A 22,566-nucleotide genomic window follows, 5' to 3' on the forward strand; every position below is an offset into this window, starting at 1 on the left:
ATTATTCATCAAGGGGGTATATATAATGGAACGAGTTCAAATGACCGAAACACTAGAATTTTCTCGTATTATTCAAGGTTTTTGGCGTTTAGCAGAATGGAATATGCCAAAGCAAGAGTTACTTTCTTTTATTGAATCTTGTATGGATATGGGGATTACTACTTTTGATCACGCTGATATTTATGGCGGTTATACGTGTGAAGGACTGTTCGGAGAAGCATTACGACTTAAGCCTTCCTTACGCGAAAATATGCAAATTGTCACAAAATGTGGAATCGCTCCCCCATCACCAAAATTTCCAGAGCGATATGTTGCGCACTACAATACGAGTGCAGAACATATTATAAGAAGCGCAGAGAAATCTTTACAAAACTTACATACAGATTTTATTGATGTATTGCTCATCCATCGTCCTGATCCATATATGGATCCAAATGAAGTAGCAGAAGCGTTCTCACGATTAAAACGAGAAGGAAAAGTCCGTCACTTCGGTGTATCTAACTTTTTACCATCACAATTTAATATGTTAAGTTCTTATTTAGATTTCCCGCTCATTACAAATCAAATTGAAGTTTCTGCGATGCAACTTGAGCATTTCGAAAAAGGGACAATTGATTTATGCCAAGAAAAAAGAATCAATCCTATGATTTGGTCACCTCTTGCTGGCGGAGAAATCTTTACTGGGCAATCAGAACGTGCTGTACGTGTACGTGAAACGTTACAAAAAATCGCTACTGAACTAGGTGTTACTAGTATTGATACTGTTTTGTATGCATGGTTGCTTTCTCATCCAGCTAACATGATACCAATCGTTGGCTCTGGTAAATTAGACCGTGTTAAAACGGCGGCTCTTGCTACAAAAGTTAACTTAGACCGTCAACAATGGTTTACAATTTTCGAAAGTTCTAATGGACATCCTGTACCATAATGTACAAAAAGAAGAGCCGTTTCTTTACAGCTCTTCTTTTTCATATGTATCTCTAGTCATAGCAAATACACACATATCCCTTAATCCATTTCCATCTACTGCTACACTCGCACTTTCTAACGTACCTTCTAACTTAAAGCCTAATTTCTCAGGTATCGCTCTACTTTTCTTATTTAAAGAATCACATCGGATTTCTACGCGGTTTGCTTTCAGTTCAGAAAAAGCATAATCGGTTATCCCCTTTGCAGCCTCTACCATATAGCCTTTTCCACTAAACCTTGAATCAATCCAATACCCGATTTCAAATTGAGGTATATCCCAATTAATGCGATGTAATCCAGCTGATGCAATAAATTCACCTGTTTCTTTCGAAAAAACTAGTAATCTTAAATCCTCACGCTGCAAAAATTGAATATGCGATTTTCTAATGCTCACTTCTACTTCTTCCTCTGTTTGCTCTTTTTGTGCAAAAACCATCCATGGTTTTAATTCTTTCATAGAAGCTCCAATTGCATCGTATACAGCTTTACCATCACCTGGTTTCGGCATTCGAATAAATAGCCTTTCAGTATAAAATTCAGAAGGAAAATCGAATAATAACGGATTCACTTTCAACACTCCCTATAATTCTTTTATATATAATAATATCCATCTCAAACTATACAGTAAAGAAATTTCTGAATTTTATATTTTTAATTCATTTACCTCTACCGCTACACGAACTCCAGATTCAATTGCCCCTTGTATCCATCCGTGATATAACGTTGTATGATCACCTGCAAAATATAATCTCCCCTCTGGTTTTATAATTGCTGGTTGTAGTTCAGATTCTTGACCTGCCTGAAATAACGCAAAACCTCCAAGTGCATATGGATCCAATGTCCAACTTTTTGATATGCCAGACATGAACTCATCATATACTTGACCGCCTAATATTGTCGATAAGTTCTGTAGTGTGTAATAGATACGATCACCTTTTGATAACCCATCCCATAACAACGCATCATAAGACCAAGTATAGCTGCCTAACATCATAGCAGGTCCTTTCTCTCCAATTCCGTGACTTGGATAATACGCGTAACGAATTGGCAAATCCGTTATAATCCTGCCCCCTAACTGTCCTTGTTCTTCCCAAAATCGACTTTTAAATTGAATTCCTATTTTTGTCGCTGGCATATAATGCAATTCACGAATTGCTTTCCATTTTTCATGAGATATAGAATCAAATGGATCTACTTCCACAAAACGCATTGTCGAAAATGGAATTGTAATAATGACTAAATCCCCTGTAATACTACTATATTCGAAAGTTTCCTCGTTTCGATAAAAAGCTGTTACACCCTTATCGTGTTGTTGTAGCTTCATTAGTTTTTGATTATATATAATATTTTCTTCTAATTGTGGCAAAAATGACTTTGGTAATCTATCATTCCCGCCTACTATTTCACAAAATCCACTCTCCTCTTGCATAATATATATAAAGCGTAACGTCTCAACAAATGACCTTTCTAAGAAACCTTCTAAATCTAATAAAACACCGATCATCTCGATTGTTACTGGTGAAAAGTAAGTATTATATTGATAAGGATGATACTTTAAAAATTGTCCTGTAGAGTATCTCCCAAAATCCTTTACTACAACATCCCAATTTTTCTCTGGGTTCTTTTTTATAAAATTTATAATAGGCTGCACCGCTAACAATAATAACTCCTCAGACGTTTTCCCAACTTCATTCATTTCTACAGGATACTTTAATATACTTGGATCTTTTTCATATTGCTTTAATGTCGTTTTTCGGCCATTTACGTAAATAATATCAGTCTCATTCCTATTAATAAAAGGGCTCACCTGTAGCCCAAATTTTCTTATATATGCCATCGTTAATGTGTGCGAATACGGAATTCTCATTGCTCCTACATCCAAATATAATCCAGTATCTTCTATTCTAACCGTCTCTATACGGCCACCTACCCGGTTGTTTGCTTCAAAAATCTTTACTTCATGTCCTGCAGCTTTTAATAAAGACGCCGAAACCAATCCAGCCATGCCAGCCCCTACTACTATAATTTGCTTCGGACGAGTCGTCTTGTTTAACCCTTTATTTATAACTTTTAACGTTTCATCCATCTCAGTGTTATACATTATATCTTTCTGCACAATTCCACCCCTTACTTCATAAAGTGAAACTTTAATTAGCCCACACCAAACGCGCTTATACAGGTATCCCTACTCCACCTTAATTCTTTGTTCCAGCCGAATTTTGTGGTAGGACTTATACTGACTGCAACTAACGGAATAAAATGGGCATTAGTGGTTTAGTGCATTTTATTCATAAATTCCCATAAACATAACACCATGGAAAGAGGAATATTCACTAAAAGTACATAAGAGTTAGCTTTCACATCTCTTCACGCCTCGTATAATATAGCAACAGCAAAGAAGGAGTGATTGAAAATGAAACAAACTTACGACTACCACGCTACAAAGAAGTATTTAGAGGGAAAGAAACAAAAACTATGCAATAAACTTAGTAGTATGCATCTATCTAAAGAAGAGCGTGAACAACTAAAACTTGAGATTGATAACTACGATTATATTTTAAATTTAGTCGAAATGAATCATTATGAAAGAGGCTTTTCTCGTTAACTGTGGATAGTTGGTTTATCCACCTTGTATTTTGAGCATTTTATTACGCATTTTTCGTAAGTAAATATATAATAGGATGTACATTAAGATTGAGAGGTATATTCTATGATCAAATTAAGTGTATTAGACCAATCCCCTATATCAGATGGTAGTACAGCAGCCGAAGCTTTTTCACATACAGTTACACTTGCACATGAAGTTGAAAAACTAGGGTTCACACGTTTTTGGGTATCAGAACATCACAATTCTGTAAGTCTTGCTGGTTCAAGTCCAGAAATACTGATTTCTCATATTGCAGCGAAAACGGAGCGGATAAGAGTCGGTTCGGGTGGTGTTATGTTGCCGCACTATAGCCCGTATAAAGTTGCTGAGAACTTCCGCGTTTTAGAAGCACTTTATCCAAATCGTATTGACCTTGGTGTTGGCAGAGCACCTGGTGGTATGCCAATCGCAACTCGCGCACTTCAAGAAGGAAAAATGGTCTCACTTGATCAATATCCAGAACAAATTGCAGATGTTGCAATGTACTTACATGATCAAGTACCAGAAAATCATCATTACGCAAATTTAAAGGCTACGCCTGTGATTCCCACATCTCCTGAGATGTGGTTGCTCGGTTCTAGTGGAGAAAGTGCAATGATTGCCGCAAAACAAGGTGCTTCTTTTGCATTCGCACAGTTCATTAACGGATACGGTGGCCCTGAAGTAATGAAGGCTTATCAGGAACAATTTCAACCTTCCTATTTAGGAGACAAACCAAAATCAATCGTCTCTATTTTTGTTATTTGTGGGGAAACAAATGAAGAGGCCGAAAAAATTGCTTCTAGTTTAGATTTATCAATTTTATTACTAGAGCAAGGAAAGCGTACAACTGGTACTCCTTCTATTGAAACTGCTCAAAATTATTCATACAGCGCGTATGATTTATTCCGTATAAAAGAAAATCGTCAACGTATGATTGTCGGTGATCCGTCTTCCGTGAAAAAACAAATCATAAACTTAAGCAAAGCATACAATACTGATGAATTTATGATTGTAACAATTACTCATCAATTTGAAGATAAATTGAATTCTTATCGCTTACTAGCAAATGCCTTTCATTTATAATGATAAAGGGAGATACATCCATTATGATGCATCTCCCTTTCTTACTAGTTATTACTTTTGTCTTCTATATATTTAATAGCTCCTTCTAATAAATCTTCAAAATTCCCAGGATAATCGTGATTTAACTGGGGTACAACTTTATACTTATGTTCTATATTTTTATCTCTTAATAATTGTACAAATTGCTGCGTACATTCGAAACAATCTTCATCTTGATCCCCGCACACTATATATCCCTTTATGTTTTTATCTTGTAGCACTTCCAATAACTCATTCCATTCTTTAATCTCTGGAAGCCACGGCGCGATAAAAATAAAACCATCTACATCTATATCTTTTTGTAAAATCGTATACAAAGCTACTCTTGCACCAGCAGAAAAACCACCAATTATTACACTTTCTACTGTATGGTTTTCTTTAAAATTAACGTAATGTTCTTTTAATTCTTCTTTCCCTCTATGTATATCATCCCAAACAAATCCATCTGAAAACTGAATTTGCGAAGACTGTGGTATAGCTAACGTATAATCTTGATCCAACACAGATTTCCAATATGGTTCTACTATTCCTATATTTTCTTGATCTCCGTGCATTGCAATCAATAGTTTTTCTTTTTTCTTACCTTCTATAAATTTCACATCTGCTCGTTCTGTTTTCTTTGCTAATTCTTCTTTTTCTTTACATAATTGAACCATTTTATGAAACTCTTCAAATTTATGTAGTGGTTTTAAATCGTCGTCGGTCATTAAATATTCATTTCCATACCAAAAACCCTTTTCTATAATAGCTTCCTTCATTAATTGCAACGCTTCTTCTTCAAGTCCTGCTGCACCCGCTAGTGCATATTTGAAATTATATATTTGCGCCTCATTTCCCACTATGCCTTTCGCATGCTCCATTATATAGGTGTACGCTTCTAAACTTCCTTCATTTGCATAACGATGTAACGCTTCATTTAATAATTGAATGTAAGTCATACTATTTTTCATACACCCATTCCCCCGTAATCTTTTATTATATTTATTTCTAAACCTTTATACCATTCTGTAATCACTGTATGTAACTTACGCTAACAATACTTAATCATTACTCCTCTCCTTCCAGTAAATTTAGTATATAGTTTAATAAACTGAAAAATCAATATTTTAACGAACAAAAAAAGACAACAATATATTTATTGTTGTTTTCCATACATCTATCCACTTTTTTGTTTTTTTCTGTCTGGTTTACTTGAAACTAAATAATGTTTTTCTGAAATATATAAGTCTCTTTTTAATATACGATTTAAATATGGTCCTAATTTCATCCCACATATAAGACGCTCTTCACTACCCTCAACAATCGGAAACATTTCTTTTTCTGTTACGTACTGATCTACTGCTTTTTGTACAATATCAATTTCTTTAACTAGGTTTAGGTTTTCTTCTGTATGTTCAAATACCTCAAGCGTTTCCTTCGTAATAAGAAAACTATTTGTTGGAAATGCAAGTAAATACGGCTTTAACAAATCATAATTTACTGTATAATCATCATTTACTAATACTGTATAAACAATATTAGCATTCGTTTCTAGAAACTTAGCCATCGCTTGTTCTAATTCATCTTTCGTAATTTCACGCTCTTCTTTTCCAGTTCTGAAAAAGCGAAACATCGCATCGCCTCCTTTTTACTATATTATAGCATAAAAGAAAACTGAAAAATCACAAAAAAGCCATTGAAAGAATTTTTCAATGACTTTTTCTTAATAAACTTCTATTTATTTTAAGAAAGCACTTAACATCCATACGTGTTGTTCTAATGTAGTATGAATTGCTAACAACATGTCCGCTGATGTTTCATCGCCAGCTTCACCAGCAACTTCCATGCCTTCTTTTAATTCTTGAATAAGCGCAGAGTAATCATTCACTAATGTTTGTACCATTTCTTCTGCAGATTCCTTGCTTGTCCCTTCACTCACACTAGATGTTGCAAGGTATTCTTTCATTGTTGCTAATGGCTTACCTTCCAATGCTAGAATACGTTCTGCTAATTCATCAATATACGTTCCAGCTTCATTGTAAAACTCTTCAAATTTCTCATGTAATGTAAAGAAGTGTGGTCCTGTCACATACCAGTGATAATTATGTAATTTCACATATAACACATTCCAGTTTGCTACCTGCTTGTTTAATACTTCAACAACGTTTGTTTTCGTACTCATACAATCCACTCCTCTTATCATTTCATAATGTTTATCTTTTAATAACCTAATTACATGTTACCATACATTTCCTATCCTTTCGAACGATTGGCTCATATGTAACAAAGTTTTAACACCTTTAATACTTCCCTAATATCTTTCAATTCATGTATGTTTTCAACTACTTCTTACGTCTAATTGTCCAAGCTCATACATATGCATAATAGTAAATCAAGCTCATCGTAGTAGAAAGAGGGATAACATGGACAATCAACAATGGCAAGTAGCAAAGAAAGTCGCTGCTACTTATATTGGAACAGTCGTTGGAGCTGGATTTGCTACTGGACGAGAAATTGTTGAATTTTTTACAGTGAACGGATTTTACGGAACAATTGGTATATGTGTCAGTGGATTTTTTTTTATTTGGCTTGGCACGAAGATGATGTTGCTTTCATCACAAATCGGTGCATTTTCAGCACAAGAATTTAACAAATATTTATTTGGAGATGTATTTGGTAATGTTGTAAATACACTATTATTACTCGTATTATTTGGTGTAACGAGCGTTATGTTATCAGGAGCTGGAGCGGTATTTGAAGAGCAACTTCGTTTACCAAGACAACTCGGCATTCTCATTACAGTAATTGCATGCCTTATTATAGGTAGTCGTGGATTACAAGGTGTCTTTGAGGTAAATACTCTTGTCGTACCTATTATGATGATTTTTATTATAGGACTCGCTATTACTACTTTTTTCCATGGTACAACTCCTATTAGTAACACTATTCCAGCAGAAAGCTGGAATATGAAGTGGATTACTAGTCCAATTACATATGTCGCCTTAAATCTTTCCCTTGCTCAAAGCGTTCTCGTCCCGTTAGCCAGTGAAGTTAAAGATCGAAAAGCCATTTTATGGGGCGGTATTTTAGGTGGGGCAGGACTTTCTTTAATTTTACTATGCAGCCATTTAGCGATCTTATCAGTCGATCAATTTTATCAATATAACATCCCAATGGCTGAAGTCATAAGAAGATTTAATGCAACTTTCCACTTCTTCTTTGTTCTTGTTATTTTCGGTGAAGTGTTCACAACTTTAGTTGGCAATGTATTCGGAATGACAAAACAAATGCAATCGATTACCGGATGGCAAAACAACAATATTATTTTCTTCATTTTACTAATTAGTTATTGCTTTAGTTACGTTGGTTACAGTGAATTGCTCCACATTTTATATCCTATAATTGGATGGGTCAGTATTATTTTACTCCCGATTATTGCTTTTAAACGACTTCAAAAAACATAAAAGGAGCATCCATATCATTGGATGCTCCTTTTATGTTTATTCACAATCATCACAAACTTCCCAGTACGGTCCCATTTCGAGTGCTAAATATGGCTTTAATTGCAAGCGAATCATCCGACTAGGCATACGTTCTAAAACGAATTGAATTCCTTCTTCCTCTTCGTCTAATTCAACTTTTGAAATCGCAATTCTTTGCATAGTAGAAATAGGCATTCCATCTTTATATAAAGTGATTTTCACCTCATCATATTCATTAAAATACAATTCAACACTCATTTCATTTTTTAACATTTCATCAACAATTTCATATTTATCATTTCGTTCCTGGATTATATATTTCCAGCCGCCTCTACCTTCTTCTTTCGGAGCTGTTTGAAATAATGTCATCAAATCCTCGTATAGCATAAGATAACCCCTCTCTTACTAAAAAACGATGAGTATTTTATATACCCTTTATCTCTATCACTATCCAAATGTATTGTACCATATATCACCGTTTTTACCGTATTCATTTGCTTCATACTGCATATAAAACAGCTGATTTTCTTCATTGCTATATGAATTGTCTCTCATTGTATTTCTTAATATGCTTCTAAAGCTTTCCAATCCTATCAAACATAAGTAAACGCACTCTTTATCCATCCTTCGCTTAGTATTTCCTTACAATAACAAAAAAGAAGAGTGACTTTTATCACTCCCCTTAAAAGAATTTCCCAGTAGCTGCTAATGCTAATACTAGTATTAAAATTGTAAATAATAATGATACAATGAAACTAAAAATAGGTAATGCTTTCTTTTCATTTTTCTTAAAGAGTAACTTTAAACTAAGAAAGATGTTTACTGGTACAAATATAAAATAAAAATATTTAACAATTTGCACCGAACTATTCGAAAGTGTTTTTAAAATAAACACTTCAATTAGAAAAACAATAAAAAATGAAATACTTAACCAAAATGAGACATAACTAAGCCAAGAATGTCTTTTGGTCCCCCAGTACACTCCCATATTAATAATCTCCTTTATTTGCATTCTATATGATTATAATTATACATAAAGTTAACAAATACCTCTATTTTTCGACAAATATTATATATGATATACCTTTAAACATCATAAACACACTCTCTATCGCATTTCATATTACATAGTAAAAACAGACTACTCCAAAATCGCATACTGCTATTTTGGAGTAGTCTGTCCTTTGTTACACTTTAAATCTTTCAATTAACCCTTGTAATTCTTCAGCCATTTGAGATAACGTACCCGCCGCAGAACTAATCTCCTCAATGGATGCTAGTTGTTCTTCTGCTGATGCTGCAACGTTTTGAGTACTCGTCGCATTATTCTGTGCTGTCATTGCAATTTGCCCTACTGAAATAGACACTTCATTTGCACCTTTTGACATCCCATTAGCAGTTTCAACCATTGTTTTAATTTGATCAGCAATTTCATTTGTAGATTGTAAAATCTCAGTAAAGTTTTGCTTCGTTTCATTCGCAATAACAAGTCCAGATTGAACTTCTTCATTTACATGCCCCATAGATTTTACCGTTTTACTCATGTCATCTTGTATTTCACATATTAATTTACTAATTTCACTAGAAGATACGCTAGATTTCTCCGCCAATTTACGTACTTCATCTGCAACGATTGCAAACCCTCTTCCGTGCTCTCCCGCTCTTGCAGCTTCAATTGCGGCATTCAAAGCTAAAAGATTTGTTTGATCTGCAATATTTTGAATTACTTCTAGTATGTCACCAATTTGTTTTGATTTATTATTTAGTAACTGTATAACTTCATCTGATTGTGAAACAGATTCTGCAATAGATTGCATTTGATTTACAGTTTTTCCGACTAATTTCCCACCATCTTCTGCTTTTTCACGAGTATGAGCAGAAGCGGTACTAATTGATGATGAACTATTTGCTACATGCTGAATTCCTTCTGTTACATCAAATAGTAACATTGCACCATTTTCTACACTTGTCGTTTGCGTTGTTGCCCCGCTCGATATTTCATCCATTGCCATTGTAATTTGCTCAGTCGCTTCACTCGCTTGTCTTACACTTGCCGTTAGCTCTTCTGATGCTGCTGCAACATGTCCAGCCGAAGTATTTATTCTTCCTATTAACGTTCGCAATGCATCTGTCATCTCATTAAACCCTTTTGCAAGTTGACCAATTTCATCATTAGAATGAATCTCGATTGTTTGCGTTAAATCTCCCTCACTTATTTCTTTGGAAGTGGTAACTAATCTCTTTAATGGCTTCGTTATAGAAAGTGTCACAAAATAAATAAGCGCCCCGCCTATAACTAATGAAATGAACATTACAATTAACATATTATAAAATACAGGCTGTGCAGCTTCAATTATTTCATTCGAGTACATCGTTCCACCGATTTTCCAACCTGTTTTTACATTTGTAGCAAATACCATTTGTTTTTCACTGCCATCATACATATATGAAAAAGCCCCGTGATTATCTTCATAAATTTTCTTGGCCCAAGAATCAGCTGCTTTTTCCCCTGATTTTTCTTGAGGATGTGCAATTATTTTTTGTTTCCCATCTAAAATGAAAGCATATCCTTTTTTACCGATATTGATTAACTTTGTTGTTTTTAATAAATTATCTAAACTTAAATCTATTGCTACAACACCGTTTTTATCTTCTGTTTGTTTTGCAATCGTTACGACAATATGTCCATTTCCTTTCGCCTTATACGGCTCAGTAATGACAATACCACCTTGTTTTGCCACTGCATCTTTATACCAAGAACGTTCTGTTGGATCATAGTCTGCTGCCATTTGTATATTTGGCTCTTGCACAAATTTCTTATCATTCCCAGCAACATAAACTTGTTCAACATCTTTATTCAAATTGATATATTGAGATAATATTTTTCTTAATTCCTCTTGATTATCTCCTTGATACATATTACCTTGAATCACACGTGCAAAGTTATTTACATCATTAAATTTCGCCTCAATCATTTGATTGATTAAATTATCTAATATTTTTATATTGTCGTGAGCACTGCTCGTAATTTGTGATTCAAAATTCTTTTTAGCTGTTTGATAAGACATGCCTCCGATAATAGAGACAGCCGCAATTAAAATAACAAAAAATGAAATTAGTAGTTTTTTTGCTACTTTCATATCACGAAACAAATTTAATAGTCTACCCATTACAAACCTCCTGCTTTTCAATTTAAAAAGTTAAACGTAACGAATTATAAATATTTCCCAATCCCTAATTATTATTTTTATAACCTATTATGGTGAATACTTTGTAAAGTTTAAACAATTAAATTCTATTTGTCTATATATTTGAATAATATTATTATAAAATTTACAAATACAAAAATCCAAAGGGAACCACCCTTTGGATTTTCACATTTTTTTATGCTGTTTAGAAATCTTTTTCCACTTATCACGCTCTGCCCTTGCAAGAATAGCATCTTGTTTTCTCATAAAATATGCCAGTTCTCTTTGTAATTTTTTATAGCTTTGCAAACGATTTAGCGTAATAATTCCGTTATCAATTGCATAATGCACTGCGCACCCTGGCTCATTTTCATGCTTACAGTCCCTAAAACGGCACGTTTTTGCTAATTCTTCAATATCAGAAAATGTTGTTTGAATTGCATCGCTACCTTCCCAAAGTTGCAGTTCCCTCATACCCGGAGTATCAATAACTAAACTACCACTCGGTAATCGGAACAATTCACGATGAGTTGTCGTATGCCTTCCTTTACTATCTTCCTCACGAATATCTCCCGTTTTTGCTACTTCAATTCCTATAAGGGCATTTAACAAAGTCGATTTTCCAACCCCGGATGATCCGACTAGAGCAATTGTTTTCCCAGAAGAAACAAATTGCTGCAACGAGTCTATGCCACTATGTTCTAAACTATCAACGATGAAGATCGGAACACCAATTGCCACGGCTTCCGTTTCTACAATTTTCTGTTCCACATCTTCACATAAGCTACTCTTTGTTAAAACAATAACAGGCATTGCACCACTTTCATACGCTAATAGTAAATAACGTTCCATTCTTCTTACGTTAAAATCATGATTAAGTGCATTCACTAAAAATAGATAATCTACATTTGCTGCTATTACTTGTTCTTCCGTTCGAGTACCGGCCTCTTGTCTAGAAAAAGAACTTCTTCTTGGAAAAATACGATGAATAATTGCTTTCTTTTCATTCTCTATTTTCTTTATATACACCCAATCACCAACCGCTGGATAATCTCCCTTCGTTACTGCTTCATGTCGAAACTTTCCAGACAGCTCTGCCATATATTCACCATCATTACAAATAATTCGATATATATGCTTATGCTCAAGTAAAATACGCCCTACTTCAAAGTTCTCTACAGCTTGTTCCTCAAAAAAAGAATCCCAGCCGAACGATTCTAAAATATTTTGATTCAAATTGATATCCTCCCTAGTTTAAGCTAAGTGGAAGGATCGTGCGCTCCCTTATATAGTCTCGCCCTTTCCATCCACCTTTGTATTTGGTTTATTATTCATATAAGCTATTTTCGCCATAATACATCACCCCGTTCTTATTTTAATTACCCTCATTATATGGAATATCTATACAAAAAGCTACCTTATTTAACGTAATTTTCAAATAATTTATTTTTCATTATTCTAATTTGTCCACGGTGATTAATCTCATCTTCTAGCACATAAAATTATATATAGTGCTTGTTATACGCTACACCGTTAGGCCACTTTCTTACTGACATAAGCCGTTCATCATCTTGTTCACTCAAATACTTCAGAGATTCTTCTCGAACACGTTGTAGAAGTTGTATATAATACTGTATTTCATGCCCAGGGATTGTTCTCCCAGCTTCTCCTAAATACAGTGCGTCTTCCCATATTTCTAATTCTTCTTTTGTAAAGTCACGCTCTTGAAATGAAATAAGTTGATGGGCTTTTTCTATAGCTGCTATATGCTTTAGTAACACTCCAATGGAATTCTCTCCACTCAGTATAATTCAATCTAATTGCTCAACTGACAGATCTTTTATTTCCTGTAATGTTACAGCTCTCGTATGCTCCAGCATACTTACTAATTCCCCTATATTTTTTGTATAACCATCCACACTTCTTATTCGATAATCTATATTCATATTAAGGAATAACTGCTTCATATAATAGACTCATATATACCAGATTTTTCTGCTATAATTGAATACAGGAAAAAAACCAAACAAACTTTCTCAATATGCTTCTATGAAATATTAAAAGGAATCAATATAAAATAATCGAATCTTATTCACTAAAAGGAGTGGATTCGATGGAAATGTATCAATGGCTAACTGCTGTTCTCGTTGGTGGCATTACCGGTTTCGTTTCCCATCTAATCAATAACCAAGGTAAGTTATTGCTTCCACGCCGTTTGAAAACTTTTTTTCACTTTGGGTTTTTGACTGATATTTTCACTGGTAGTCTAGCTGCACTTCTTGGACTTGTTTTATTCGATGTCACCTTAATAAAAGAAATTATTAAAGTATCCATTGTGACTGCTATTTCCGGTCAGACTTTCTTACTGCACCAAGCGCTTGGTGGTGAGCAGGCTAAAAACACACAAATTGGGAAAGCTGATGAGAAGATTCAAGAAATTGACAAATTATTACGACGTTAGTCTATACTTTCTTTAAAAATTATTGCTATAATAAACAATAAATATTTTCTATTGCGTCGTTTGTCAGAAGAAAGGGTGTTTCGTATGACAAAAAAGAAAATAGAAGATTTCTTAACAGACACTGAAAAAGAGGAACTGCTAGAAAACTATAAATGTTTACGAGAAGCCCGCACAAAAAGCGAAGCTAACTATTTTGGAGAAGCAGTAAACCATCTATTAAATAAAGCAAAACAACGCATTATTAAAGATGCAGGCATACATGATGAAAATGCAGCAACTGTTCAATCAAAAAGAAAAGCACTGTTTTAGTTCATTGGCTAAAACAGTGCTTTTTATTACGGTATTTTTTCACACCTATTTCACATCTTTTTCACAAATATAAGTACTCCTATATGATAAACTAAGTATATCCTTTTCCAAGGAACTATATGCCGATATATGAATCCCTATCTTTATAGGGATTTTTTATTTTTGGATTCCTTATAACTTTGTTACAATACATTTCTTCTACTATTTGTATACTTTTAGTAACCACTGTAATAAAAAGCACATTCATGTATTCACACTCTTATTCATTCTGATTTGAGAAATATTTATACAAACTTTATGATGCAATTCCTGTTTCACTATCTTCATTAAGCTTTTCACTTCTTCTAAACAGAAATAAAGCTCCTATATATAGTAACGCAGTAAAACTACCTACCAATATAAAATTGTGAGATACTGCAAATAACATTCCTGCTATTGCAGCTCCAATCATTTGACCAATATACATAGAAGCATTCGCAAGCGCGGCTCCTGTTCCTCTTGCTACACTAGACATGTTTTGTAAGTTCCTCATCATTAATACAAATAAAATTCCTGTCACAAAAAACAAAACAAAGAACAATAACTCCACCAATACAATGTTCTTTACATGAGGAAGTAATACATATAGCACTGCTGTAAATATAATTCCACCATAGAAAGAAAGGTTATAACCAATTTTATTTACGATTCTAGGGCCAAAAATATTACCAGTTAAATTCCCTAATCCTAATACGAGCATAGCTGTACCTACTTCATGAACTTGTAAGTCAAATTGAATGGAAAGCCATACACCAAAAAATGAAAATGCAGCAAAATTACCAGTTTGAAAAACAAAATATGCAAAATAAGAAAGTGAAACCTTTGAATCTGTAAGTAATTGTTTATAGCGCTTTAAGATGTTTGTTTTACTTCCACCTATATGAGCCGGTTGTATTTCTGGTAATACTACATAGATAAGAACGACAAGTAGTGCTGATAATATACCAATGATGAAGAATGGTGTTGTGTAGTGTATCATTGCCAAATACGATCCAACTGGCAACCCTAAAATTTGAGAGATTGCTAACCCTGCTGTTGCGATTCCAATTGCCTTTACAATTTGCTCCTTCTCTATAAGAAGCGGAATAGATGCCCACACTTGTGGAGATACGAAGGCTGCACTGACTCCTGCTAAAAACCTAAACATTAGCATCCATAGAAAACTCGGTGCAATTCCACATAAAAACGTACTTAACGCAAAAAAACTCATTCCTATTACCATCACTTTTTTTCTGTTTAGGCCATCTGATATAGGACCAGCGATAAGCGCAAATCCAGCATATCCTAAAGCATAAGCGCTCACCATCCACCCTGACAGCTCAGTTGAAACATGATACACCTGTTGTAATGTCGGTAAAAGTGGTGAAATTAAGAAAGTATCTGTACCTATCATAAACATTATCGTAAAGAATACAGTTAGTACTCTTTTCATTTAAACCTTCTCCTTTTTCATAAAAAGAGGGACCTCCCCCTCTTCTCAACTAAGCTTCTAAAATAGATGCAATCTCTTTCATCACCTTCTCATTCAATGAAACTTCCACCGCTCTTACACTTTCTCTTATTTGCTCCGCTCGTTTCCCACCAGGAATAACAGTATCAATTCCTTTTTGGTTTAATAGCCACGCTAAAGCTAAATGCGATACTTCAAGATTCATTTCTTTAGCTAAGCCTTTTAACTTCTCTACTTTTTGAAAATTGCTCTTATATGTATTTTCTTCAAATAGTTTTACACTTTGACGCCAATCTCCTTCGTTCAATTTAAAATCTTCTGTATATTTTCCACCTAATATCCCAAATGCAAGAGGCCCGTATGGAATAAATGAAATACCTGATTCTATACAGTACGGCAAAAGTTCTTCTCCAGCAGCACGATCCAACATATTATACGGTGATTGTACAACATCTATCTGTCCGTGCTGATTCGCTTCTTTTAATTGCTCTACGTTTACGTTAGATATTCCAATTGAACGAATTTTCCCTTCTTCTTTTAGACGAGCAAGCTCTCCAATTGAATCTATGTAACTTGTTTCTGGATTTGTAAAATGTAAATAATATATATCAATATAATCAGTTTGTAATCTTCTTAAGCTATTTTCCACAGCATTTCTTAAATAGCTTCGTTCATTATTAATATAAACCTCCCCATTTAATAACGGCTGTATTCCACCTTTTGTTGCAAGTACAACTTCTTGGCGCTTCCCTTTCAATACTTCTCCTACCAATTCCTCAGATCTACCGAAACCGTATGAATCTGCTGTATCAAAAAATGTAATCCCTTGCCGGATAGCTTCTTCTATTAATCGTTTTCCTTCTTCCTCATTCACATCAGCATATAAATTATGTCCCCCTACAGCGTTCGTTCCTAACCCTAACTTTGAAATATGTAGTCCTGCCTTTTGTAATTTTGTATATTTCATTTTTTCTCCCCCTATATTTCTATTGTTCGAATATATTCGAACAATAGAAATATACCACTTTATATGTTATAGTGCAAACTATATTAACTTATGCAAGTAGGTGAAAAAATGCGTACTCTTTATCATCCAAACCGAGAAGAAATCCAATTCTCTTCTGTTTTATACGCACTTAGCGATCAAATTCGTTTACAAATTGTAACGATGCTACTAGACAAACATGAACAATCTTGTGGTGCTTTAAACATTCCCATTGCGAAATCAACTTTATCTCACCATTTCAAGGTTTTACGTGAATCCGGTGTTATGTATACACGCCTTGAAGGAACACAACGTTTCATTTCAATTCGTGAAGATGACTTACATGCTAGATTCCCCGGTTTATTAGACGTCGTATTACATGCAACAGAACCATACTAAAAAACATCCCATATTCATATGAGATGTTTTTTAGTATTTTCTATTCTTTTAATAAATCTATTAATCCATTCCCTTCAGATGTACGTTCATATCCTAAAGGTACAGTTCTTTTAATAAGTTGTGCATATATTTCTGGCTCTGATAATTTTCTACCATATTCCCTTTCACACTGCTTAATAAGCAATGCGAGTGCTCCAGCGACATGGGGTGTCGCCATAGAAGTTCCACTTAATACCGCATATTTCCCTTCAAGATACGTAGATAAAATTTCATCACCTGGCGCCACTAAGTCAATTTCTTGATTCGAATTACTAAAACATGCGATTTTTCGTTCTAAGTTGACAGCGCCGACTTCAATTACTTCCGCGTAAGCACCTGGGTAATCTAGTTCCTCCGTGTTATCATCACAATCTCCATTATTCCCAGCAGCACATACGACGAGAACATCTTGCTTTACCGCATTTTGAATTGCTTCATGTAATTCTGGAACGTCTTGCGGGCCACCAAGTGACATTGATATAACTCTAACTCTTTCTTTATTAGGCCCTCTCCAATTTACAGCATAATGAATCGCCTCAATAATTTGCTCATAACTTCCAGAACCATCTCCTGCTAAAACCTTTAACACTAACATTTTAGCAAGTGGTGCGACTCCTAAAACCCCAACACCATTTTCAGTCGCTGCAATTGTCCCAGCTACATGAGTACCGTGGCCATTATTATCAAGATAAATATTCGGATCCCCTTCGTAATCTTTCGTGAAATTTCTTCCGCCGATAATGCGATCCTTTAAATCTATATGATTCATATCACACCCTGTATCTAATACGGCAACAACAATATCTTTTCCTTTCGCACTCTTCTCCCATACTTGCGGAGCATGAATGAGTTGTACACCTGGTGGAATTTCATTTACTTGTTCAACCACCTTTTCGACTGTAAAAGGAATCAATTGTATACCTTTTTGTTTATTCGCTGTACTACTATTCATCGTAATCCCTCCTGAAAATAAATTATTTTCATTTCAGACCACTTTTGAAAATGCTTAAATGTAACATTCGTTTTATTCGTTTCGTATTCCTTCCTTAAAAATATTTCTCAATATAGCTTACTAATTTTATTCTACTCTTTTATTTATCTCGTAATTTTTAGACACGAAAAATTACGAGATAAATAAAAGGACCAATTTAATGGTCCTTTTATAGTTTTTATAGAATGATATGAAATTTTAAAAATAAATTAAGACTAAGCCTCACTCTTATTTAAAAACTTCTCTATTTCTTTTATTAAATGTTTCGCCCCATCTATACTAACAGTAATGTTTCCATTTGCTAATGATATGTTTTGATTTGAAACATCACCTGTTATTTGACAAGCATTGTAAGGTTGATATTTTTGTAAAATGACTTTGTCTTCTTCTACGAAAATTTCAAGCGGTGATTTGATTTGTATTCCCAATACATCACGTAATTCTTTAGGAATAACAATTCGTCCTAATTCGTCTACTTTTCGAATAACTCCTGTTGCTTTCATATTACTCCCCCCTTACTTTCTATTATTTTTTCCACCTCGCTCTTTCCATTTTATCACTTTTTGGTAATACTTGTCTCTTTTTAGAAAATTTTGTACTCAAGTTAAAAAAACACAGTTAACGAATACGTAATCTCTCTTTCAATTGTTTTAAATAACGAGATCTTATCAGTAAGAAATATACAACTTGAATTCCTACGAAAATACTTAATACAATCGCATTTTCTTTAAATAGTGAGTACTCAAACATCTGTCCCAGTGCAGTTAACGCTACTGCTCCATGTAATGTTGCAACACCTATTGGAACGAAGAATAAAAGTGCCAATCGAATTGTAACTACTTTCGATAATTCCCCGCTCGTTAAACCTACTTTTCGAATCATTTCAAATAAACGAGTATCATCCTCCAAATCAGAAAACAAACGGAAGTATAGGAAACTTCCTGCACATACGAAAAATACGATACCAATAAAGAAACCTACAAATAGAATCGGTCCTGCGATTTGTAAACTTTGATTTTGTTCATACTCTTCTGCACTAAACATTGCATGTTCTTCATAATTCTTCATTTGATGAGTAAGCTCTTTACCAACCTCTATTTCATCTTGCGTTCCTTCTGTTTTGTAAACATAATCTTTTTCCTCTTTAAATCCATCTTGTAATGCATCATATTGATTTTTAGAGATTACATAGACGTTACCTCTTATTATTTTACTTAATGAAGAAGTATTAACTTTTTTCACTTTTAAAGATTCATTCAAATGTGGTAAAGTAATTTCTTTTCTTTCCTTCATTGGTGGTCCTGGTATATCGATTGCTAAAAATAAAACTTCTTTATTTGCTACAGTTTGAAATGGTTCTCCTGTTAACTTCGCATATTTCTCATAATCTGATTCTTTTATAAAAACAACATTTCTTAACGACTGCTCCTCCGCCTTTTTCGTTGAAATATTCGTTTTAGTAGCTGCTATACTATGTTTCTTTAATCCTTCGTCAATCATCTTCAAATGCTGCGATTCATTACTATTTCCTTGCTTAGAATGATACTGAAACGCAATAGGTCTCTCCATAATACCTTTCGTCATTGACGTGAAACCAACTAATGTACCTATTGCTGAAAATGCTACAGTTGAAATAATAGTTACAATAAAGAACATTCTTGCGTTATCTCTCATACGGTAAGCTAAATCTGACAACGTAATAATATTTGTCTGTGTCCAATAGAAACGTTTACTTTTCTTACATAGTCTAATAATAAAGACACTCAACTGCTTGTACAGCAAATACGTACCAATAATGACTACCGTTGTAACAGGGATCATCATGACAAATACCATTGCACCGTGTGACATAAGTGCTCCTGCATATCCCGCACTAAGCAATATAACCGCTAGTATAGAAGAAATAATGGATGCTTTCGGTTCCGGCTTCGCTTCTGCTGATCCTCTAAACAATTTCATAATTTTATTTTTTCGAATCATTCCTGCACTAAATAATGAAATAATCATGAATAATACGAAAAACATAATACTCGTTACAACAATGGCTTTCATTGGTATGTAATACGCTAAAGAAATATCTAATTTTAATATCATCGGAGCTACAAATATTAATATTCCGGAAAATATCATTCCAGCAAGTATTCCAAAAATAATGGCCCCTATCCCAATCATAATATTTTCAAAGAAGATAAGACGCTTTAATTGATATTTCGTCATACCTAACATCATTAAAATTCCTAATTCACGCTTTCTCGTTTTTAAAAACATTCCCATCGAATATAAAATAAAGAAAAACGTAAATAAGTAAATAATGGACTGTGCAAAAGACATACTTACGAATACATACCGTCCCAATTCTCCAGCGCTTAATGCCGGATGAAACGCAAAAAACGAGTACACAAAAAAGGCCATAATTGCAAATGCACTACTTAAAAAATATGCTGAGTATGTTCGTCTATTTCGCGTTACATTCCTGTATGCGAGTTCTCTAATGTTCATATTACTTCTCCGCCCTTCTGCTAACTATGTTCTCATATTAGTAAAATGCGGAAATAGCTTCCATCGATTCAAATGACAAAAACCTTACATTATTGAAAGGTTTCAAAAAAATTGCTTAAATGAAACAGTTTCATTATAATGACTACATTCATATTCATACACGCATCCTATTGTATATTCGTTAGTTTTGCGAAATAATAAAGGATAGAAGTATGTACCAATATACATATAAACTTATTTACCGCTTTAATATGAATAGGAGGAAACATAATGACATTACAAGAACAGATTATGAAAGCATTACATGTTCAGCCTGTAATTGATCCGAAAGCAGAAATCCGTAAGCGTGTTGATTTCTTAAAAGATTACGTGAAAAAAACAGGCGCGAAAGGATTTGTACTTGGAATTAGTGGCGGACAAGACTCTACATTAGCTGGACGTTTAGCTCAGCTTGCAGTGGAGGAAATTCGTAATGAAGGTGGTAATGCAACATTTATCGCCGTGCGCCTTCCTTATAAAGTACAAAAAGACGAAGATGATGCGCAATTAGCATTACAATTTATTCAAGCTGATCAATCTGTTGCATTTGATATCGCTTCAACAGTTGATGCTTTCTCAAATCAATACGAAAACTTATTAGGTGAATCATTAACAGATTTCAATAAAGGTAACGTGAAAGCACGTATCCGTATGGTTACGCAGTACGCAATCGGTGGTCAACAAGGATTACTTGTAATTGGAACTGATCACGCTGCAGAAGCTGTTACAGGATTCTTTACAAAATTCGGAGATGGTGGTGCAGACCTTTTACCATTAACGGGATTAACGAAACGCCAAGGACGCGCTTTATTACAAGAATTAGGTGCGGACGAGCGACTTTACTTAAAAATGCCAACAGCTGATTTATTAGATGAAAAACCAGGTCAAGCTGATGAAACAGAGTTAGGTATTACGTATGATCAACTTGATGACTATTTAGAGGGTAAAACAGTTCCAGCTGACGTTGCAGAAAAGATTGAAAAACGTTACACAGTGAGTGAGCATAAAAGACAAGTACCAGCGTCTATGTTTGATGATTGGTGGAAGTAAGTAAAACATAAAAAAGAAGCTAATCTCATTTAGCTTCTTTTTTATGTTAACGATATACCCCTACTCTTTTCTCCAATAAATCTTGCAGGCAATCTTCATGCTGTTTACAAAATAACGGTGGCATGTCGTCTAACGGGAAAAACTTCAAATCCAACGTTTCATCACCATCTATTTTTTTATTCCCTCCAACTATTGAGCATGAAAAACACATCACAATTGACTGTGCTTTGTCTCCATTTGGATATGATTGAAAATATTTTGTATACACTCCAATAAGCTCATTTATTTCTACATCATACCCGGTTTCTTCTTTTATTTCTCGAATTGCAGTTTCCGCAGCCGATTCTCCTATCTCCATTGCGCCACCTGGAAAGCCCCAAGCGTTAAAGTCTCCTCTTTTTTGCAGTAATACTTCTCCTTCTTTATTAAATACACAACCACCGGCAAAGTTTAAGAAAACATAATCATGCCCTACTTTTTCACGTAATTCTTTTATATAATTAGCCATCCTCTTCTCCTTTTCATACATCTTCTATCACTATTTCTTATCTTTCTCAAGCAATTCAATAATTCGATCTAGCTTCTTATTCATATGCATCACATGTTGTTTTTTTGCAATGCTCTTCTTATAAACAAAGTAAATGATAGGAAAAATAAAACGACAAGTCCGATTACTAAACAAGCATATATCAATATAAATATATTACTTTCGAACAAATCCATTCAGATTCCACATCCTTCCTTTTTTATTTTATCACATAATTCTGTTTTTTAAAGTAATACATAATAAAAAGAGCACCTTTTTGAAGTGCCCCCTAAAAGTTAGACACGGTTATTTCATTAGGCAGCTTGATAAAAATGAGTCCGGTATTGTACCGGGCTCATTTTTAATTTTGCCTTAATCCGTTTCGTATTATAATAATCTATATATTTTTC

The 22,566-nt window shown here is 34.2% G+C and carries 24 protein-coding genes and 3 pseudogenes; 8 read left to right on the top strand and 19 right to left on the bottom strand.

The genetic code is table 11. The annotated features are described in order from the left end of the window. Positions 1 to 25: 25 nt before the first annotated feature. A complete protein-coding gene (locus AC3WVA_RS28625; RefSeq protein WP_098346460.1) occupies positions 26 to 928 on the top strand; it encodes an aldo/keto reductase in 903 nt (300 codons plus the stop codon). Positions 929 to 952: 24 nt separating this feature from the next. On the opposite strand, the gene AC3WVA_RS28630 is transcribed toward AC3WVA_RS28625, so the two are convergent. Further along, positions 953 to 1,537, bottom strand: a complete 585-nt coding sequence (locus AC3WVA_RS28630) for a GNAT family N-acetyltransferase (RefSeq protein ID WP_098346459.1) — start codon at positions 1,535 to 1,537, stop codon at positions 953 to 955. Between the two features lie 75 nt (positions 1,538 to 1,612). After that, on the bottom strand, positions 1,613 to 3,085 hold the full coding sequence (locus tag AC3WVA_RS28635) for an FAD-dependent oxidoreductase (protein ID WP_142321044.1): 1,473 nt from the start codon (positions 3,083 to 3,085) through the stop codon (positions 1,613 to 1,615). Between the two features lie 297 nt (positions 3,086 to 3,382). Here AC3WVA_RS28635 and AC3WVA_RS28640 point away from each other — a divergent pair, with 297 nt between their 5' ends. Both AC3WVA_RS28640 and AC3WVA_RS28645 read left to right on the top strand, forming a co-directional pair. Next, a complete protein-coding gene (locus AC3WVA_RS28640; RefSeq protein WP_048527405.1) occupies positions 3,383 to 3,574 on the top strand; it encodes a DUF3896 family protein in 192 nt (63 codons plus the stop codon). Between the two features lie 105 nt (positions 3,575 to 3,679). Continuing rightward, positions 3,680 to 4,681, top strand: coding sequence for an LLM class flavin-dependent oxidoreductase (locus tag AC3WVA_RS28645; protein ID WP_098346458.1), 1,002 nt, complete (start codon positions 3,680 to 3,682; stop codon positions 4,679 to 4,681). Positions 4,682 to 4,725: 44 nt separating this feature from the next. On the opposite strand, the gene AC3WVA_RS28650 is transcribed toward AC3WVA_RS28645, so the two are convergent. The 3 genes from AC3WVA_RS28650 to AC3WVA_RS28660 form a co-directional block, all read right to left on the bottom strand. Continuing rightward, on the bottom strand, positions 4,726 to 5,670 hold the full coding sequence (locus tag AC3WVA_RS28650) for an alpha/beta hydrolase (RefSeq protein WP_098346457.1): 945 nt from the start codon (positions 5,668 to 5,670) through the stop codon (positions 4,726 to 4,728). A gap of 206 nt (positions 5,671 to 5,876) precedes the next feature. Then, positions 5,877 to 6,332 (bottom strand): DUF3939 domain-containing protein, encoded by a 456-nt coding sequence (locus AC3WVA_RS28655; protein WP_098346456.1) that lies wholly within the window; start codon positions 6,330 to 6,332, stop codon positions 5,877 to 5,879. A gap of 105 nt (positions 6,333 to 6,437) precedes the next feature. Then, positions 6,438 to 6,881 carry a Dps family protein gene (locus AC3WVA_RS28660; protein ID WP_000105199.1) on the bottom strand — a complete coding sequence of 148 codons (444 nt, stop codon included), beginning with the start codon at positions 6,879 to 6,881 and terminating at the stop codon, positions 6,438 to 6,440. Positions 6,882 to 7,122: 241 nt separating this feature from the next. On the opposite strand from AC3WVA_RS28660, the gene AC3WVA_RS28665 reads away from it, so the two are divergent. Next, positions 7,123 to 8,163, top strand: coding sequence for a YkvI family membrane protein (locus AC3WVA_RS28665; protein WP_048527401.1), 1,041 nt, complete (start codon positions 7,123 to 7,125; stop codon positions 8,161 to 8,163). Positions 8,164 to 8,199: 36 nt separating this feature from the next. Here AC3WVA_RS28665 and AC3WVA_RS28670 read toward each other — a convergent pair whose 3' ends face one another. The 5 genes and pseudogenes from AC3WVA_RS28670 to AC3WVA_RS28690 all read right to left on the bottom strand — a co-directional run bounded on the left by AC3WVA_RS28670 (position 8,200) and on the right by AC3WVA_RS28690 (position 13,315). After that, on the bottom strand, positions 8,200 to 8,568 hold the full coding sequence (locus AC3WVA_RS28670; RefSeq protein ID WP_048527400.1) for a DUF3979 family protein: 369 nt from the start codon (positions 8,566 to 8,568) through the stop codon (positions 8,200 to 8,202). Positions 8,569 to 8,863: 295 nt separating this feature from the next. Further along, positions 8,864 to 9,169, bottom strand: coding sequence for a hypothetical protein (locus AC3WVA_RS28675; protein ID WP_064474202.1), 306 nt, complete (start codon positions 9,167 to 9,169; stop codon positions 8,864 to 8,866). Between the two features lie 199 nt (positions 9,170 to 9,368). Continuing rightward, on the bottom strand, positions 9,369 to 11,351 hold the full coding sequence (locus AC3WVA_RS28680; RefSeq protein ID WP_098346455.1) for a HAMP domain-containing methyl-accepting chemotaxis protein: 1,983 nt from the start codon (positions 11,349 to 11,351) through the stop codon (positions 9,369 to 9,371). Positions 11,352 to 11,555: 204 nt separating this feature from the next. Continuing rightward, on the bottom strand, positions 11,556 to 12,605 hold the full coding sequence (gene rsgA, locus AC3WVA_RS28685; RefSeq protein ID WP_048527397.1) for a ribosome small subunit-dependent GTPase A: 1,050 nt from the start codon (positions 12,603 to 12,605) through the stop codon (positions 11,556 to 11,558). A gap of 182 nt (positions 12,606 to 12,787) precedes the next feature. Next, positions 12,788 to 13,315, bottom strand: a pseudogene (locus AC3WVA_RS28690) (DinB family protein). 167 nt (positions 13,316 to 13,482) lie between these two features. Between AC3WVA_RS28690 and AC3WVA_RS28695 the strand changes: the two are divergent. Together AC3WVA_RS28695 and AC3WVA_RS28700 are read left to right on the top strand one after the other, a co-directional pair. Then, the gene (locus AC3WVA_RS28695; protein WP_000426320.1) at positions 13,483 to 13,830 is read left to right on the top strand and encodes a DUF4257 domain-containing protein; all 348 of its coding nucleotides are present in this window, start codon (positions 13,483 to 13,485) and stop codon (positions 13,828 to 13,830) included. A gap of 84 nt (positions 13,831 to 13,914) precedes the next feature. Next, the gene (locus tag AC3WVA_RS28700; RefSeq protein ID WP_000162601.1) at positions 13,915 to 14,139 is read left to right on the top strand and encodes a hypothetical protein; all 225 of its coding nucleotides are present in this window, start codon (positions 13,915 to 13,917) and stop codon (positions 14,137 to 14,139) included. Positions 14,140 to 14,184: 45 nt separating this feature from the next. On the opposite strand, the pseudogene AC3WVA_RS28705 reads toward AC3WVA_RS28700, so the two are convergent. The 3 genes and pseudogenes from AC3WVA_RS28705 to AC3WVA_RS28715 form a co-directional block, all read right to left on the bottom strand. Further along, positions 14,185 to 14,386 (bottom strand): annotated as a pseudogene (locus AC3WVA_RS28705) (hypothetical protein). Positions 14,387 to 14,434: 48 nt separating this feature from the next. After that, entirely contained in the window at positions 14,435 to 15,610 is a 1,176-nt protein-coding gene (locus AC3WVA_RS28710; RefSeq protein ID WP_341013660.1) for an MFS transporter, read from the bottom strand. A 49-nt stretch (positions 15,611 to 15,659) separates the two neighbouring features. Beyond that, on the bottom strand, positions 15,660 to 16,595 hold the full coding sequence (locus AC3WVA_RS28715) for an aldo/keto reductase (protein WP_098881008.1): 936 nt from the start codon (positions 16,593 to 16,595) through the stop codon (positions 15,660 to 15,662). A 108-nt stretch (positions 16,596 to 16,703) separates the two neighbouring features. On the opposite strand from AC3WVA_RS28715, the gene AC3WVA_RS28720 reads away from it, so the two are divergent. Next, positions 16,704 to 17,012, top strand: coding sequence for an ArsR/SmtB family transcription factor (locus AC3WVA_RS28720; protein WP_048527394.1), 309 nt, complete (start codon positions 16,704 to 16,706; stop codon positions 17,010 to 17,012). Positions 17,013 to 17,052: 40 nt separating this feature from the next. Here AC3WVA_RS28720 and AC3WVA_RS28725 read toward each other — a convergent pair whose 3' ends face one another. The 3 genes from AC3WVA_RS28725 to AC3WVA_RS28735 all read right to left on the bottom strand — a co-directional run bounded on the left by AC3WVA_RS28725 (position 17,053) and on the right by AC3WVA_RS28735 (position 20,541). Then, a complete protein-coding gene (locus AC3WVA_RS28725) occupies positions 17,053 to 18,003 on the bottom strand; it encodes a serine protease (protein ID WP_048527393.1) in 951 nt (316 codons plus the stop codon). Positions 18,004 to 18,257: 254 nt separating this feature from the next. Further along, positions 18,258 to 18,545, bottom strand: coding sequence for an AbrB/MazE/SpoVT family DNA-binding domain-containing protein (locus AC3WVA_RS28730; RefSeq protein ID WP_000648329.1), 288 nt, complete (start codon positions 18,543 to 18,545; stop codon positions 18,258 to 18,260). A 115-nt stretch (positions 18,546 to 18,660) separates the two neighbouring features. Beyond that, entirely contained in the window at positions 18,661 to 20,541 is a 1,881-nt protein-coding gene (locus tag AC3WVA_RS28735) for an ABC transporter permease (RefSeq protein WP_098521703.1), read from the bottom strand. A 270-nt stretch (positions 20,542 to 20,811) separates the two neighbouring features. On the opposite strand from AC3WVA_RS28735, the gene nadE reads away from it, so the two are divergent. After that, positions 20,812 to 21,630 (top strand): NAD(+) synthase, encoded by an 819-nt coding sequence (gene nadE, locus AC3WVA_RS28740; protein ID WP_098346449.1) that lies wholly within the window; start codon positions 20,812 to 20,814, stop codon positions 21,628 to 21,630. Positions 21,631 to 21,676: 46 nt separating this feature from the next. Here nadE and AC3WVA_RS28745 read toward each other — a convergent pair whose 3' ends face one another. The 3 genes and pseudogenes from AC3WVA_RS28745 to AC3WVA_RS28755 all read right to left on the bottom strand — a co-directional run. Further along, positions 21,677 to 22,138: an NUDIX hydrolase gene (locus tag AC3WVA_RS28745; protein WP_048527390.1), complete on the bottom strand. Its 462-nt coding sequence runs from the start codon at positions 22,136 to 22,138 to the stop codon at positions 21,677 to 21,679. Between the two features lie 30 nt (positions 22,139 to 22,168). After that, positions 22,169 to 22,353 (bottom strand): annotated as a pseudogene (locus AC3WVA_RS28750) (DUF4083 domain-containing protein). Between the two features lie 117 nt (positions 22,354 to 22,470). After that, the coding region (locus AC3WVA_RS28755; RefSeq protein ID WP_133963995.1) for an IS3 family transposase at positions 22,471 to 22,566 on the bottom strand (96 nt) is incomplete at its 5' end.

The organism is Bacillus sp. EB106-04-02-XG92, from assembly GCF_058791995.1.